Origin of the sequence: Streptomyces sp. Inha503 (assembly GCF_047215865.1) — a bacterium.
Taxonomy (GTDB): Bacteria; Actinomycetota; Actinomycetes; order Streptomycetales; family Streptomycetaceae; genus Streptomyces; species Streptomyces lycopersici.
On sequence record NZ_CP178360.1, the window covers coordinates 10,567,165 to 10,582,454 of the forward strand.

Sequence of the window (15,290 nt, forward strand, 5' to 3'; positions counted from 1 at the left end):
CGCGGTGGACGTGTCCGGCCGCTGTCGGCGCCCCCTCACAGCTCCCGGGAGGGCGACGGGCCATGACCGATATCCAAGAGTCGCTGAGCGAGATGATGGAGTGCGAGGGCGCACTCGCGGCCTCGGTCGTCGACTATCTGAGCCGGATCACCCTGGGCGCCGTCCAGACCTCGCAGGGACCGAACCTGGAGAAGGTGGCCTACGGGGACACTGATGTGCTGCGGGCCAAGCTGTCCACTCTGGAGTTTCTCGGCTACAGCCCGGAGCGGCTCGAGGACATCGTCGTCACGCTGGACACCGAGTACCACCTGATCCGTCCGCTCAGCCAGCGTGCCAGCCAGGGGGTCTTCATCTATCTGGTGGCCGACCGGGCGCGGGTGGATCTGGACGCCGCGAGGGCGACGATGCGCGATGTGGCCCTCCGGCTCGATGTGTGACCGTGCCCCCTCGCCCCGGGCGGGGCCGGTGATGCCCGCGGAAGAGGCCTGACGTTGCGTGGGTGAGGCGCCACGTACCGTGCTGACGTGTATCACGCATCGGGACGGCCGTGGATCGTGCGCGATGAGGCTTCCGGATCGGAGGGGGATAAATGGTAGGAAGGGTCCGTGGTCGGAGTTTTCGGTCGATCAAGGCTTGCCCCACACACCCCCTCCCGGACGCGTCTCCGCTCGCTCCTGCGCCTGCGCAGCCTGAGCGTGCGCAGCATCGCCGGGCAGGTTTTCGCTGTCCAGGTGCTGCTCGTGTGCCTGCTCATCGTGGCGGCCACGACGGCGCTCATCCTCCAGGCCCGGATCGACAGCGAGCAGGAGGCCCTCAACCGCGCCACCGCCGTCGCCCAGACCTTCGCCACCTCCCCGGGCACCGCGTCCGCGATGTACACCGAGAATCCGACCACCCTGCTCCAGCCCCGGGCCGAGAAGACCCGCCAGCGGGCGCATCTGGACTTCGTGGTCGTGGCGAACACCCACGGCATCCGCTACACCCACCCCAAGCCGCAGTACATCGGCAAGACACTGGTGGCCGACTGGCGGCCCGTGGTGAAGGGCAAGATCGTCACCGAGTCCGTGCAGGGGCCCCTCGGCCGTGAGGTCCAGGCCACCGTCCCGATCCCCAAGGGCGACGGCACCGTGGCCGGTGTGGTGTGCGCCGGGATGACCGCCGCCGATGTGAGCGGCCGGGTCGAGCGCCAGCTGCCGCTGGTCTTCGGCTCCGCCGCCGGTGCGCTCGCGCTCGCCACCGGCGGGACCGCGCTGGTCGGCGGGCGGCTGCGGCGGCAGACGCGAGGGCTCGGCCCCGCCCAGATGACCCGCATGTACGAGCACCACGACGCCGTTCTGCACTCCGTGAAGGAAGGCGTGCTCATCGTCGACAGCCACGGCCGCCTGGTCCTCGCCAACGACGAGGCCGGCCGGCTGCTCGACCTGCCGCCGGACGCCGAGGGCCGCCCCGTCACCGAGCTCGGCATCGAGCCGCGCACCGCCGAACTGCTCGCCTCGGGCCGGGTCGCCACCGACGAGGTGCATCTGGCCGGGGAGCGGCTGCTGGCCGTCAACCAGCGCCACACCCGGTGGGACGGCGGGATGTCCGGAAGCGTCGCCACGCTCCGCGACTCCACCGAACTGCGCGCGCTGTCCGGCAAGGCCGAAGTGGCGGAGCGGCGGCTGAGGCTGCTCTACGAGGCGGGCGCCAAGGTCGGCACCACCCTCGATGTCGTACGGACCGCCGAGGAGCTGACCCGCTTCGCCGTCCCGTGGTTCGCCGACTTCGCCACCGTCGACCTCGTGGACCCCGTGCTGCGCGGCGACGAGCCCGTGGGCAGCGCCATGCGCCGCACCGCCACCTGTGGCATCCGGTCCGACCATCCGCTGTGGCGGGTCGGCAAGATGATCACCTACAGCGGCACCGTGCCCCAGGCGCTGGGCTTCGGCGCGGGCCGGCCGGTGCTCGAGGCGGATCTGCGGACCTACGAGGGATGGCAGGAGCAGGACCCCGAACAGGCGACCAAGATCGTCAAGTATGGCATCCACTCGATGATCACCATCCCGCTGCGGGCGCGGGACGTCACCCTGGGCATCGCCACCTTCTGGCGCTCGGAGAAGTCCGAGCCGTTCGACGAGGACGACGTGGCGCTCACCGAGGAGCTGGTCGCGCGCGCCGCGGTCGCCATCGACAACGCCCGCCGCTACACCCGCGAACACGCGATGGCGGCCACCCTCCAGCGCAGTCTGCTGCCCCAGGGCCTGCCCGAACAGGACGCCATGGACGTGGCCCACCGCTATCTGCCCGCCCGGGCCGGAGTCGGCGGCGACTGGTTCGACGTCATCCCCCTGCCCGGCGCCCGGGTCGCCCTCGTCGTCGGCGATGTCGTCGGGCACGGACTGCACGCCGCCGCCACCATGGGCCGGCTGCGCACCGCCGTGCACAACTTCTCCGCGCTCGACCTGCCGCCCGATGAACTCCTGGCCCATCTCGACGAGTTGGTCAGCCGGTTCGACCAGGACCAGGCCGCCGCGGGCACCGACGCCCCGGGGATCAGCGGCGCCAGCTGTCTGTACGCCATCTACGACCCGGTCTCCGGCCGCTGCACGATGGCGGGCGCCGGCCACCCGGGCCCGGCGGTGGTCCTCCCCGACTCCACCGTGACCTTCCCCGACGTCCCCCTCGGCCCCCCGCTGGGCCTGGGCGGCGAGCCCATCGAGACCGTGGAGCTGGAACTGCCCGAGGGCAGCCGGCTGGCCCTGTTCACCGACGGGCTGATCCGGGACCGCGGCCGGGACTTCGACGAGGGGCTCGGCGTGCTGCGCACCACCCTCGCCGGACTGCCCGAGCGCACTCCGGAGGAGACCTGCCGGGCCGTCTTCGACACCATGGCGTCCTCCCACCCCGGCGACGACATCGCCCTCCTGGTGGCCCGCACCCATCTGCTGGACCCAGGGCACGTCGCCGAATGGGAGCTGCCCTCCGACCCCGCCGCGGTGGCCCGCATCCGCAATGAGGCCGCCGGGCAACTGAGCGCATGGGGTCTTGAGGAGGTCGGCTTCACCACCGAACTCATCCTCAGCGAGCTGATGACCAACGCCATCCGCTACGGATGCAGCCCCAGCCGGGTCCGGTTGCTGCGCGCCCGCACCCTCATCTGCGAGGTGGCGGACGGCTCCAGCACCTCCCCGCATCTGCGCCGCGCCGCCACCACCGACGAAGGCGGCCGAGGGCTCTTCCTGGTGGCCCAGTACGCCCAGCGCTGGGGGACCCGCTACACCCCCAACGGCAAGATTATTTGGGCCGAGCAGCCGCTGACCGCCCCGGTGCCCCCGGTGGGCGACGCCACGGACGACGACCTCCTCGACCAGTGGGCCGACCTCTCCGGCTGATCCCGATTGGCGCCGAAGCCCCGTCAGACGACACCCTCATGGCGTAAAGCGCCGCTCACCACGGGCCGTTGGGCCCGGCGGCGCGATGGGCTATGGAGGAATGCGGCATGCGCAAGAGGCTGCGGGAGCGGCTGCGGTACTGGTTCGACGGGACGATGGACCGTGGCACCCCGGCGCTGATCGGCTGGCTGGGGCTGGTCTCATTGGCCTTGATCACCCTGGTCTCCGGGGCGGCGGTCGCCTTCGCCCACCACGACACCAAGGAGAACGGCGGCTGGCCGGGCATCGTCTGGATGAGCCTGCTGCGCACCCTCGACCCGGGCACGATGGGCGGGGACAGCGGCCGGCCGCTGTTCCTCGTCCTCATGCTCACGGTGACCATCGGCGGCATCTTCATCGTCAGCGCGCTGATCGGTGTAATGACCACCGGCCTGGAGGCCCGGATCCAGCAGCTGCGCAAGGGCACCTCACGGCTGATCGAGCGCAACCACACCATTGTGCTGGGCTGGTCGGAGCAGGTGTTCACGGTGATAGCGGAGCTGGTGGAGGCCAATCAGAGCGAGCGGCGCTCCTGTGTGGTGATCCTCGCCGACCGGGACAAGGTCGACATGGAGGACGAGATCCGGCGCCGCATCCCGGACACCGGGAAGACCCGGGTGGTCTGCCGCTCCGGCAATCCGCTCCAGCGCGGCGACCTGGAGCTGGTGAGCCCGGACAGCGCCAAGGCCATCATGGTGCTCTCGCCCATCGGGGACGACAGCGACATCGACGTCATCAAGTCGCTGTTGCTGCTGAACAGCCGCACCTGGACCGGGACCCGGCCCAATGTGGTGGCCGCCGTGCAGAGTTCGGCGAACCTGGCGGCCGCTCGGCTCGCCGCGGGGGACACCGCGCTGGTGATCGACGCCGATGACATCGCGGTCGGGCTGATCGTGCAGTCCCACCGCCAGTCCGGTCTCTCCACCGTCTTCAACGAACTGCTCAGCTTCGTCGGCAACGAGATCTACCCCTGGGACGAGCCCGCACTGGCCGGCGCCACCTACGGTGAGTCGCTGAACGCCTTCGAGCTCGGCGCGCCCATCGGTGTGCACCGCGCCGACGGCGAGGTGCTGGTCAACCCGCCCATGGACACCGTCATCGGGCGCGGGGACCGGCTGCTGATGGTCGCGGAGGACGATCTGCTCATCAAGGCCGCGGCCACCCGGCCCCGTATCCTGCGCCCGGCGATGGCCATGGCCGAGTTCCGGCCACCGGTGCCGGACCGGACGCTGCTGATCGGCTGGAACTCCCGCGCGGAGAAGATCATCGCGCAGCTCGACCTCCTGGTGAAACCCGGGTCGGTGGTGGACATCGCCGCCCCGCGCCCGCCCCGGGAGGAGGCGAACCGGGAGCTGAAGAACCTCACGGTCGGCTTCAAGTACTGCGAACCCACCCGCCGTCCGTCGCTGGAGGCGCTCGGGCTGGACGGCTACCGCCACATCGTGGTGCTGACGGACGACGGGATCGACCCCGGACGCGCCGACGACCGCACCCTGGTCACCCTGCTCCATCTGCGCGACATCGAGATCCAGCTCGGCGATCCGTACTCCATCGTCACCGAGATGCACGACGACGCCAACCGCGAGGTCGCGCAGGTCACCAAGGCCGACGACTTCATCGTCTCCACCAAGGTGATCAGCCTGCTGCTGACCCAGCTCACCGAGAACCGCCATCTGTACGCGGTCTTCGCCGACCTCTTCGACCCGCAGGGCTCCGAGATCTACCTCAAACCGGCGCCCAGCTATCTGATACCCGGCGCGGAGGCCAACTTCGCCACCGTCATCGAGGCCGCCCGCCAGCGCGGTGAGACGGCCATCGGCTACCGGGTGGCCCGGCACAGCGACGAGCCACCGCTCTACGGAGTCCACCTCAACCCGTCCAAGTCCGCGCCGCTGACCCTGGAGGAGGGCGATACGGTCGTGGTCCTGGCCGAGGACTGAACGCGGGGCGCGGGGCGTCAGCCGAGCGCGCGATGGGCTCCTGGGGTGTGGCCGAAGGCCCGGCGGAAGACATCGATGAAGGCGCTGCTGGACGCCCAGCCGCAGCGATGGGCCACGGCCGTGACCGGGACGCCCTCGGCCAGCAGCCGCAGGGCGTGGTGCAGCCGCAGCTGGGTGCGCCACTGCGGAAAGGTCATCCCCAGCTCCGCCCCGCACAGCCGGGTCAGGGTGCGCTCGCCGACCCCGGCCGCGGCGCCGAGCTGCCGCAGGGTCCGGTTGTCCGCCGGGTCGTCGTGGAGCATGGAACACACCGCCGCCAGGCGCGGATCCCTGGCGGCGGGCACATACCCCGGCTGCTCGGCACACCGGCGGAGCTGATCGAGCAGTACGGCCCGCAGCCGGCGGCGCTCGGCGCCGAGGTCCGCCGGCCGCGCGGTGTACTCGATGATCAGCTCGCGCAGCAGCGGGCCGACGCCGAGGACCGCGGGCTGCTCCAGCCGCAGCGGGTTGTCCGCCACCGCCAGCCCCACCAGATGGAGGTCGGTGGCGCCGTACGCACGGTGCTCATGGACGGTCCCGGCCGGGATCCAGAGCGCCCGGTTGGCGGGCGCGATCCAGCTGCCCGCGTCGGTGGTGACCGCCAGCACCCCGCGTCCGGCGTAGACGATCTGGTGCTCGTCATGCCGGTGCGCGTCGATGCCACCACCGGCGGGCAGCGGGCGCTGGCCCGTCGTCGCCCGGGGAGTGTGGCGGATTCTCTCCATCGCGACCTCATGGTATCGGCCACCGGAGCCGGTGGCCGGGGCGTGGATTCCGCCGCGGCCGTCAGCGGACGGCCAGGGCGCCGTCCGCGTCGGCGCCGTCGAGGTTCATGATGGTGCCGGTGGTCCACCCGGCCCCGGGGGAGGCGAGGAAGGCCGCGGCGGCGGCCACCTCATGGGGTACGGCGCCGGGGTGGGCGAGGTCAACGCGGAGTCCGCGTACGGTGGTGCCGTGTCCGGCGAGGGTGTGGCGGGCGCGGTCGAGCTTGCCCGACCCCTGGCGCGGTTGTTCCTGCCGGAACGCGCGCCTCGGCGGGCATTCCGGCAGGGACAACCGGCTCCGTTCGCACGGCCGTGCCGCACACTGGGGTGTCGTGACTCCGCTCCCTCACCTGAAGGAGGGGGGCTTCCAACCCGAAGGTTGCGGTCCAGTCCGAACCGATCCCTTCCGGGACAAAGAGAAAATATCACGGTCCAGGGAAGCGATTCCCCCACCGGCCGAAGCCGGTGGTCCCCTTCGCTAGGAGACTGATGGAGCTCCAGATCACCGCCACCTCGCCCGAGCATCCGGCGTCCCTGCTCGATCTGCCGTGGAACGTCCCGCTGGCGGAGTGGCCGGAGGAGCACCTGGTCGCGCTCCCCCGGGGCATCTCCCGCCATGTCGTCCGCTTCGCGCGGGCGGGCGGCGAGATCGTGGCGGTCAAGGAGGTCGGCGAGTGGGCGGCGGTGCGGGAGTACGGGCTGCTGCGCGATCTGGACCGGCTCGCGGTGCCCGCGGTGGACGCGCTCGCGGTGGTGACCGGGCGCACCGACGAGCACGGCGATCCGCTGGAACCGGCGCTGATCACCCGCCATCTGGTGGGGTCGCAGCCGTACCGGTCGATGTTCCAGACGACCATGCGGCCCAGCACCATCAGACGGCTGCTCGACGCGCTCGCCGTGCTGCTGGTGCGGTTGCACCTGGCGGGGTTCGCCTGGGGCGACTGCTCGCTGTCCAACACCCTCTTTCGGCGCGACGCGGGCGCGTACGCCGCCTATCTGGTGGACGCCGAGACCGGGCAGATCCAGCCGAGGCTCACCAGTGGACAGCGGGAGTACGACGTCGAGGTGGCGCGGGTGAACATCGCGGGCGAGCTGATGGACCTGGAGGCCGGCGGTTCGCTGCACCCCTCGGTCGACCCGGTCCTCTTCGGCCAGGCCATCGTCGACCGCTACTGCGACCTGTGGCACGAACTGACTCGTCAGTCGGTCTATCCGCTCGCCCAGCGCCACGCCATCGACCAGCGGGTCCGGCGCCTGAACGACCTCGGGTTCGACGTCGCGGAGATGCAGATCGAGCGCTCGCCGGACGGCGACACCGTCACCTTCGTGCCCAAGGTCGTGGACGCGGGCCACCACCAGCGGCAGTTGCTGCGGCTGACCGGGCTCGACGCGGAGGAGAACCAGGCCCGCAGCCTCCTGAACGACCTGGAGACCTGGATGGCCACCCAGGACGACTACGCGCCCGGCGATCCGCTCGGCGCCCGCCCGGAGGTGCTGGCCCACCGGTGGGTCCGCGATGTCTTCCGGCCCACCGTGCGGGCCGTCCCCAAGGAACTGCGCGGTGCCACCGACACCGCGCAGATCTACTACGAACTGCTGGAACACCGCTGGCTGTTGTCCGAGCGGGCCGGCCGGGACGTGGGCCTGGACACCACCGTCGAGGACTACATACGGACCGTCCTGACCCACCAGCCAGGCGGCTGAACGCCCCGCGGCCGGGCGGGTGTTCAGGACTTCGAGGTCAGCACGTCCCGGATCGACGCGATCACCCGCGGCGCCTGGTCGTTGAGGTAGAAGTGGCCGCCGGAGTAGACCTGGAGATCGAAGCCACCGGTGGTGTGCTCGCCCCAGGCGCGGGCCTCCTCGACGGACGCCTTGGGGTCGTCGTCCCCCACATGCGCATGGATGGGCGTCGCCAGCCGCGGACCGGGGGTGTAGCGATAGGTCTCGGCCGCCTTGTAGTCGCTGCGGATCGCGGGCAGCACCATCCGGAGGATCTCGTCGTCGCCGAGCAGCGAGGTGTCGGTGCCGCTCAGGCCCTTCACCTCGGCGATCAGCCCGTCGTCGTCGCGGAGGTGGACGGACTCGTCACGGTGGCAGGACGGGGCGCGCCGCCCCGACGCGAACAGCGCCACCGGCTGCACGCCCTTCTGCTCCAGGCGCAGGGCGACCTCGAAGCTCAGCGTGGCGCCCATGCTGTGGCCGAAAAGCGCCATCGGCTTGTCCGTATAGGGCAGCAACTCGGGCACCAGCGCGTCGGCCAGTTCGGCGATGTTGTCTATGCACTTCTCGTTGCGCCGGTCCTGGCGCCCCGGGTACTGCACGGCGAGCACGTCGACCGTGGGCGAGAGTGCCTTGGAGACGGGGAAGTAGTAGGAGGCGGACCCGCCGGCGTGGGGCAGGCAGACGAGTCGCGTCGCCGCTGCCGGCGCGGGGTGGAACTGCCTGATCCACAGGCTTGTGCCGGTGGGGTTTGCGGTCACGTGATGTCCTTTCGTGCCGCTCGCTCTGGGCGGCTGTCGGGTGGCTGTCACGCGCGTGCCTCGGGTCGCGCGCAGACCAGTAGACCACCCTGCCCGTCCCATCCGACCTGCGGCCACCCCTATTTCGGCCGGGAGTCCCCTAGTATTTCCCTCGTGTCGGTCATGTGCGGGAGGCGGTGAGTCCGCCCCGTTCGGCCGTCCGCAGCGCCAGGGCCGCCAGCGCCTCGGGGGCCCCGGCCTGACCGCGGATGCCGGGGAAGGCGTTGATGTCCACGATCAGCGGCGCGCCGCCGCCCGCGTCGATCAGATCCACACCGTAGACGTCCAGCGAGAACACCGCACCGACCCGGAGCACCGGATCCAGCCAGCCCGGTGGCAGGGCGTCCAGGGCCAGCGGCAGGTTCGGACCGCGGCCGTCGGCGGCCAGCTCCGACCGGCGCAGCGCGGCGAACACCCGGCCCGCGACCACCCACAGCTTGTGGTCCCAGCCGTCGTTCGGGACGAAGTCCTGCACCACCACGGGCTCATCCGCCCAGTCCGCGGTCAGGGCACGCAGCCGTGCGGTGTCGTCCACGCGGGCCACCAGGTCATGGCGGCGGCTGTGACGGCTCTTGACGACGACGGGCCGACGCGGCGGCTCGGCCGCCAGTCCGGCGAGGGAGGCCACGGTACGGGTGGGGGCGAACGGCAGACCGGCGCGGAGCGCCCGTTCGGCCATCGCCGTCCGGTCCTGGCACCACGCGGTGGCGGCGGCGGAGTTCACCACCGGGGCGCCACGCCGCTCCAGGGACCGGGCGAGCGCCAGTGCGGGCGGTGTCCGGGCCTTCAGCAGATACACATCGGCGAGCTCCCCGGGGGAGGCCGGGCCCCGCGTCCCCGTTCCGCCGTGGCCACGCGGGTCGAGCGCCACCACCTCATGGCGAGGGGTGAGCAAGGCCGTGGCGTCGGCGAGGAGTTGATGGCCGGGGTCGGCGGTGATCAGGCCGATCCTCATCGGCCGCCACTCACCGCGGCGGTGGCCGGGACCGGCTCAGAAGCGGGTACCGGCGGCTCGGCTCCGGTGAGGGCGCCGACGAGCGCGGGCCCGGACCGGCCACCGCCCCCGCGGGCCAACTCCAGTACCGCGCGCCCCACCCGCGCCGCCGCGTCCGGCACCTCCTTGAAGCTGGGGAAGTCGTTCACATCGACGACCACCGGCCCGTCCGGGCCCAGCAGCACATCCACCCCGTACAGATCGAGGCCGTAGACCGCGCCGACCTCCGCGGCGATGGCCGCCACTTCGGCGGACAGCGGCACCCGCCGGCCGCGTGCGCCCCCGTCGGGGCCGAGCGGCGACTCCCGCTCGGTGGCGTACAACTCCCCGCCCACGCAGTACACCTTGAGGTCGACGCCCGAGTTCGGCACATACGGCTGGGCGATGAGCATGCCCTCCGCCGCCAGCTCGGCGCGCAGCGCCCGGAGCCGGTCCGGGGTCGGCACCAGCCGCACGGCCCGTCCCGAGCTGCCGTCCGCGGGCTTGACCACCAGCGGGAACTCGGCCTCCGGTATCTCCTCCAGCGCCTCGGGCCGGGCCGCCGCGTAGGTGGGCGGCATCGGCAGGCCACGGCTGCGCCCGATGGCGGCCGCCAGGGCCTTGTCCCGTACGCCGCGGATGGAGCGGGCGTCGTTGACGGTGGTCAGCCCGACCGCCGCCGCGGCCTCCAGCAGCATCAGCCCGGGGCCGCCGGACACCGTCTTGAGCACCCAGGCGTCATGGCTGCCCGCCCGCACCGCGTCGGACATCCGCAGCAGGGAACGACCCGGCCGGATCACATCCACCTGGTGACCCCAGGCGGAGAGCTGACGGATCACCTCACGCGGCATGCCGTCATGGCGATAGCGCTCCTCCACCAGAAAGCAGAGTCTCATCGGCCTTCTCCCTCGTCACCGGACAGGTTCCCGGGCCGCTGCCGAGAGTGTCCGGCGCGCCATGGCTCCTCAGGATGTCATCCGCCGTTCTTTCACGATCTCCTGGGCCAACCCATGGCCGTCAGCGGCCCGTTCACCGGCCCCCATGGGGCCTGTTTATCGGGCTAAGTTTGCTTTAGTCTGCTGAACATGACGCTGACGCGCAGGGAGCGGGAGATACTCGCGCTGCTGCGGCGGGACCCGCTGGCCGGCGCCCAGTCCATCGCCGACGCCCTAGGGACCACGCGGGCCGCGGTCAATGTGCACCTGTCCAACCTCGGCAAGAAGGGCGCCATCCTGGGGCGTGGCTACATCCTGCGCCAGGAGCACGCGGTGGTGGTCATCGGCGGGGCCAACGTGGACATCAAGGTGCGCAGCCTCGCCCCCGTGGCGTACCGCACCAGCAACCCGGGGCGGTCCCACACCAGCCCCGGCGGGGTGGCCCGCAACATCGCCGAGAACCTGGCCCGGCTGGGCACCCCCACCCATCTCATCGCCGCCGTGGGGCAGGACGCGGCGGGGGAGCGGCTGCTGAGCGAGACCCGGGCCGCCGGGGTGCGCGTCGAGCATGTGCACCGCGGCCCGCATCCCACCGGCACCTATACGGCGGTGCTGGACGCCGACGGCGATCTCGTCGTGGCCATCGCCGACATGGCCGCCACCGACGCGCTGGCCCCCGAGCACCTCCACACCGCGCGGGAACTCATCGGCAACGCCGGTCTGCTGGTGCTGGACGGGAACCTCTCCGCGCGGGTGCTCTCCTACGTCCTGGACATCGCCTCCGCCACCGGGGTCCAGACGCTGATCGACCCGGTGAGCGTCCCCAAGGCGGCCCTGCTGGCCCCGCTGTTCGCCGCCGGGCGGCCGGTCTTCGCCGTTACGCCGAACGTGGCGGAGCTGGGCGCGCTCGCCGGACGGGACCTCGACGGGGCCATGGACGCGGACGACCCGGAGCTGCTCCGGGCGGTGGCCGCCCTCCATGAGCGCGGGGCGCGGCATGTGTGGGTGCGGCTCGGCGCGCGCGGCTCCCTGCTGAGCACCCTCGACGAGGGCCGGGTGCCGCTGGAGGCGCCACCGGCCGAGGTGCGGGACGTCACCGGGGCCGGTGACGCGATGCTCGGCGCGTTCGCCCACGCCCTGCTCGGCGGCGCCGACCCGGTGGACGCCGCACGCTACGGCCACGTCGCCGCCGCGCTGACGGTGGCCACACCAGCCACCGTACGACCCGACCTGACCCCGCGTCTGATCGAGGACGCGCTCGACGCCCCGCTGCGGAGGACCACATGACCACCCCCCACCCCCGGCTGAACCTCACCGAGGAGGTCGCGGAGGCCCTGCTCGACGGCCGTCCCGTGGTCGCGCTGGAGTCCACGATCATCAGTCACGGCATGCCGTATCCGCAGAACGTCGAGATGGCCACCGAGGTCGAGGAGATCATCCGCGCCGAGGGCGCGGTCCCCGCCACCATCGCCGTCCTCCACGGCAGACCGCGCGCCGGTCTGGACCGGGCCGATCTGGAACTGCTCGCCACCAGCCCCGAGGTGGGCAAGGTCAGCGTGCGCGACCTCGCCCATGTCATCGCGCGCGGCGGCCATGGCGCGACCACCGTGGCGTCCACCATGCGGCTCGCCGCGCTCGCCGGGATCCGGGTCTTCGTCACCGGCGGCATCGGCGGTGTGCACCGGGGAGCGGAGCGGTCCTTCGACATCAGCGCCGATCTCACCGAGCTCGCCACCACTCCGGTGGCCGTCATCAGCGCCGGGGTCAAGAGCATCCTCGACATCGGGCTGACCCTGGAGAAGCTGGAGACACTGGGCGTCCCCGTGCTCACCTACGGCACCGACGACTTCCCCGCCTTCTACTCCCGGGTGAGCGGCTTCCGCTCCCCGCTGCGCGTCGACTCACCCGAGGAGATCGCCGCCACCATGCGGGCCCAGTGGGAGCTGGGCATGACGGCGGGGCTGAGCATCGCCAACCCGGTCCCCGAGGCCGAGGAGATCCCCGCGGACCGGATGGACGGCATCATCGAGCGGGCCCTCGCCGAGATGGCGGACGCGGGGATCGGCGGCAAGGACGCGACCCCGTATCTGCTGGGCCGGATCGTGGAGTTGACGGAGGGGGAGAGCCTGCGGACCAATATCGCCCTGGTCAAGAACAACGCGCGGCTCGGGGCGCGGATCGCGATCCACTACGCGGCCGGGGCGAAGGGCGGGTCGTAACGCGCCGACCTCGGCCCTCTCCGGGACCAGGCTGGACGAGGGGGCCGATAATCGATTGCCGCCGGACGGGCCCGGTGCTGGGGTGGGCGCATGGACCGTGATGTGGTGCGTGAGCTGTACGACCGGGAGATGAGACAGGGTGCGCGGGCCGACGGCCCCGGCGTCCGGGTCGAGCGCGTGGGCGGGGTGGTGCGGCAGACCGGCGGCCGCGACGACTGGAACGGCGTCCTGTGGTCGGATCTGGACGACGCCACCGCCGATGCGGCGATCGCCGCGCAGATTCGGCACTTCGGGGGCGCGGACCGCGCGTTCGAGTGGAAGCTGTACGCCCACGACCGCCCCGGCGACCTCGGTGAAAGGCTCCGGGCGGCCGGATTCGTCCCCGAGCCCGAGGAGACGCTGATGGTCGCCCACGTGGCGGACCTGGACACCGCCGTCGAACCGCCCCGGGACGTCCGGCTGCTCCCGGTGGCCGACGCGGCCGGTGTGGAACGGGTGGTGGACGTCCACGAGCGGGCGTTCGGCGACGACGGCGCCGCGCTTCGGCACCGGCTCCTCACCCAGCTCGCCGAGGAGCCGGACGCGGTCGTCGCGGTGGTGGCCATGGACGGCGACCGGCCGGTCAGCGCGGCGCGGATGGAGCTGCCGCCGGGGGCGCCGTTCGCCGGGCTCTGGGGCGGGGGCACCGTGCCGGAGTGGCGCGGCCGGGGCGTCTACCGCGCCCTGGTCGCGTTCCGGGCCCGTATCGCCGCCGACCGCGACTATCGCTATCTCCAAGTGGACGCGTCCGACCTGAGCCGCCCGATCCTGCGCCGGCTCGGCTTCGTGCCCCTGACCACCACCACGCCGTACGTGTACGGGGCGTGACGACAGCCGGGGCCGGGCGGAGGTGGCCAGGTGGTCTTGTCGGTCGGGTGTTCTACGGTCGGGCCATGACGACCTCCGATGATGTCCGTGCCATCGCCCTGTCGCTGCCGGAGACCACAGAGAAGATCGCCTGGTCGATGCCCACGTTCAGGGTCGCCGGGAAGATGTTCGCCACCTTGCCCGAGGACGAGACCTCGATGGCCGTCAGATGCCCCAAGGTGGAGCGGGAGGAGCTGGTGCTGGCGGAGCCGGAGAAGTTCTGGGTCGCCGCCCATGAGGCGAGCTCGGCCTGGGTGCGGGTGCGGCTCGCCGCGCTGGAGGACCTCGATGAGCTGCGGGACATCCTGCTCGACTCCTGGCGGCAGGCCGCACCGGCCGCATTGCTCGAATGATCACACCACGCGGCCCATGACTCCTCTGGCTCCTCTGGCCCTCGAAATGTGGCGTTATGGGTGTTCGAGTGGATAACCGACACGGGTGAAAGTCTGGACTTTTCCCGGTAATCGGAGTGCTGTCTTCCGCTGTGCGGGGTTCCCTGGAGGGGGATCAGCGAGGGAGGCCGCATGGTGCTCGGCGGCAGGACGAACCGCCCCGCGGTGTGCGGCGGCCCGTGCGCGGCCGCCGTCCTTCTGCTGCTGGCGGCCACGCTGCTGCACGCCGTGCTGGCCCTGGGGGCCGTCCGCGCCTCGCCGTCCATCGAGCCGGAGCGGTGCGCGGCCGGGAAGCCCGGGGCGGCCGGGGTGGCCGGGGTGCCGTACCGGTCCCCGGCCACGTCCGTGCCCGGTGGCGTCGGGGCTCCAGTCCCGGTCCGGGCCCTCCCCGCGCCCGCCCCCGCCGGTGCTCCCGCTCCCGTCACCCCTGTTCCGGTGGCGCCGGAGGCCGAGGACGAGCGCTCCGCCGCCTCGGCGTCGGCCGTGTTCTCCGCCCGGGACGGTGCCGGGCATCCGGCCCGGCACCGTCCCGGACGGGTGGCTCACGGTGCCTCGTGCGGCGCCCATCGGTCCCTCTCGACCTCCCTCGGCCCCCTCGTGCTCGGCGCGGTCCGCGGTCGCCCCGCCGACCCGGCGCCGGGCGTCGGCGCGTTCGGCGCCGGGGGCGACGTCCCCGCAGGCCGGCTCTCCTCGCGGTCCGTCGTGCTGCGCTGCTGACCGGGCCCGGCCGTCCGTCATCCCGTTTCCGCGTCCGTCGCGGATCCCGGATGCGGTCCGGCCTACCCGCTCAGCCGTAGGACGCCCGAGACCGCAGGAGTATCCGCATGCCCATCGATGTCTATGCCGCCATGCGCGCGATGCTGCGCGCGGAAGCCACCCGGCGCCCCGTCACCCCGCGGGCCGGCACCGCCGATCCGTCGCCGCCCGCGGCGGATCCGGCCGCTCCCGGCGAGGTGGCCGCCACCGTTCGGGACACGCCCCCCGAGAGGGCCGTACCGGCTCCGTCGACCGTACCGGCTCCATCCGCCGCACCGCGCCCCGTGCGCCGGGCCCGCCCGTCCCGGTACCTGTCGCGCTGCCGCGCGGTGCTGCGTGCCGTACGCCATGCCGTGTCGTCCTGCTTCGCCGGACGCGCGTCACGACAGGGCCGGTGACGCACCGGGCTGGTGACACCAAGGCCGGTGACACCC

Annotated in this window: 15 protein-coding genes; 10 read left to right on the forward strand and 5 right to left on the reverse strand. The window is 72.4% G+C overall.

The genetic code is table 11. From position 1 onward, the window contains the following. The first annotated feature begins 62 nt into the window (after positions 1–62). The 3 genes from ACJX2R_RS44305 to ACJX2R_RS44315 all read left to right on the forward strand — a co-directional run bounded on the left by ACJX2R_RS44305 (position 63) and on the right by ACJX2R_RS44315 (position 5,350). Positions 63–437, forward strand: a complete 375-nt coding sequence (locus ACJX2R_RS44305; protein WP_262702311.1) for a hypothetical protein — start codon at positions 63–65, stop codon at positions 435–437. 258 nt (positions 438–695) lie between these two features. After that, the gene (locus tag ACJX2R_RS44310; protein WP_413104688.1) at positions 696–3,371 is read left to right on the forward strand and encodes a SpoIIE family protein phosphatase; all 2,676 of its coding nucleotides are present in this window, start codon (positions 696–698) and stop codon (positions 3,369–3,371) included. A gap of 107 nt (positions 3,372–3,478) precedes the next feature. After that, the gene (locus tag ACJX2R_RS44315) at positions 3,479–5,350 is read left to right on the forward strand and encodes a CASTOR/POLLUX-related putative ion channel (RefSeq protein WP_413104689.1); all 1,872 of its coding nucleotides are present in this window, start codon (positions 3,479–3,481) and stop codon (positions 5,348–5,350) included. A gap of 17 nt (positions 5,351–5,367) precedes the next feature. On the opposite strand, the gene ACJX2R_RS44320 is transcribed toward ACJX2R_RS44315, so the two are convergent. Further along, the gene (locus tag ACJX2R_RS44320) at positions 5,368–6,114 is read right to left on the reverse strand and encodes an AraC family transcriptional regulator (RefSeq protein WP_413104690.1); all 747 of its coding nucleotides are present in this window, start codon (positions 6,112–6,114) and stop codon (positions 5,368–5,370) included. Between the two features lie 61 nt (positions 6,115–6,175). Then, complete coding sequence (locus tag ACJX2R_RS44325; protein ID WP_413104691.1) at positions 6,176–6,445, reverse strand: hypothetical protein; 270 nt, start codon at positions 6,443–6,445, stop codon at positions 6,176–6,178. Between the two features lie 197 nt (positions 6,446–6,642). Between ACJX2R_RS44325 and ACJX2R_RS44330 the strand changes: the two genes are divergently transcribed. Beyond that, positions 6,643–7,857 (forward strand): DUF4032 domain-containing protein, encoded by a 1,215-nt coding sequence (locus ACJX2R_RS44330; RefSeq protein WP_413104692.1) that lies wholly within the window; start codon positions 6,643–6,645, stop codon positions 7,855–7,857. A gap of 23 nt (positions 7,858–7,880) precedes the next feature. Here the strand turns inward: ACJX2R_RS44330 and ACJX2R_RS44335 are convergent, their stop codons facing one another. From ACJX2R_RS44335 to ACJX2R_RS44345, 3 genes are all read right to left on the reverse strand, one after another. Beyond that, positions 7,881–8,636 carry a thioesterase II family protein gene (locus ACJX2R_RS44335; RefSeq protein WP_413104693.1) on the reverse strand — a complete coding sequence of 252 codons (756 nt, stop codon included), beginning with the start codon at positions 8,634–8,636 and terminating at the stop codon, positions 7,881–7,883. 160 nt (positions 8,637–8,796) lie between these two features. Next, positions 8,797–9,630: an ATP-grasp domain-containing protein gene (locus ACJX2R_RS44340; protein ID WP_413104694.1), complete on the reverse strand. Its 834-nt coding sequence runs from the start codon at positions 9,628–9,630 to the stop codon at positions 8,797–8,799. After that, complete coding sequence (locus ACJX2R_RS44345; RefSeq protein WP_413104695.1) at positions 9,627–10,544, reverse strand: ATP-grasp domain-containing protein; 918 nt, start codon at positions 10,542–10,544, stop codon at positions 9,627–9,629. Before ACJX2R_RS44345 ends, ACJX2R_RS44340 begins: the two co-directional genes overlap by 4 nt. Before the next feature lie 189 nt (positions 10,545–10,733). On the opposite strand from ACJX2R_RS44345, the gene ACJX2R_RS44350 reads away from it, so the two are divergent. The 6 genes from ACJX2R_RS44350 (at position 10,734) to ACJX2R_RS44375 (ending at position 15,254) form a co-directional block, all read left to right on the forward strand. After that, on the forward strand, positions 10,734–11,870 hold the full coding sequence (locus ACJX2R_RS44350) for a PfkB family carbohydrate kinase (RefSeq protein ID WP_413104696.1): 1,137 nt from the start codon (positions 10,734–10,736) through the stop codon (positions 11,868–11,870). After that, positions 11,867–12,802 (forward strand): pseudouridine-5'-phosphate glycosidase, encoded by a 936-nt coding sequence (locus ACJX2R_RS44355; RefSeq protein ID WP_413104697.1) that lies wholly within the window; start codon positions 11,867–11,869, stop codon positions 12,800–12,802. Before ACJX2R_RS44350 ends, ACJX2R_RS44355 begins: the two co-directional genes overlap by 4 nt. Positions 12,803–12,892: 90 nt before the next feature. Next, entirely contained in the window at positions 12,893–13,669 is a 777-nt protein-coding gene (locus tag ACJX2R_RS44360) for a GNAT family N-acetyltransferase (protein WP_413104698.1), read from the forward strand. Between the two features lie 65 nt (positions 13,670–13,734). Continuing rightward, positions 13,735–14,061 carry an MmcQ/YjbR family DNA-binding protein gene (locus ACJX2R_RS44365; RefSeq protein ID WP_256649826.1) on the forward strand — a complete coding sequence of 109 codons (327 nt, stop codon included), beginning with the start codon at positions 13,735–13,737 and terminating at the stop codon, positions 14,059–14,061. A gap of 171 nt (positions 14,062–14,232) precedes the next feature. After that, positions 14,233–14,817, forward strand: a complete 585-nt coding sequence (locus tag ACJX2R_RS44370; RefSeq protein ID WP_413104699.1) for a hypothetical protein — start codon at positions 14,233–14,235, stop codon at positions 14,815–14,817. 107 nt (positions 14,818–14,924) lie between these two features. After that, positions 14,925–15,254, forward strand: coding sequence for a hypothetical protein (locus ACJX2R_RS44375; protein ID WP_413104700.1), 330 nt, complete (start codon positions 14,925–14,927; stop codon positions 15,252–15,254). Positions 15,255–15,290: the final 36 nt, after the last annotated feature.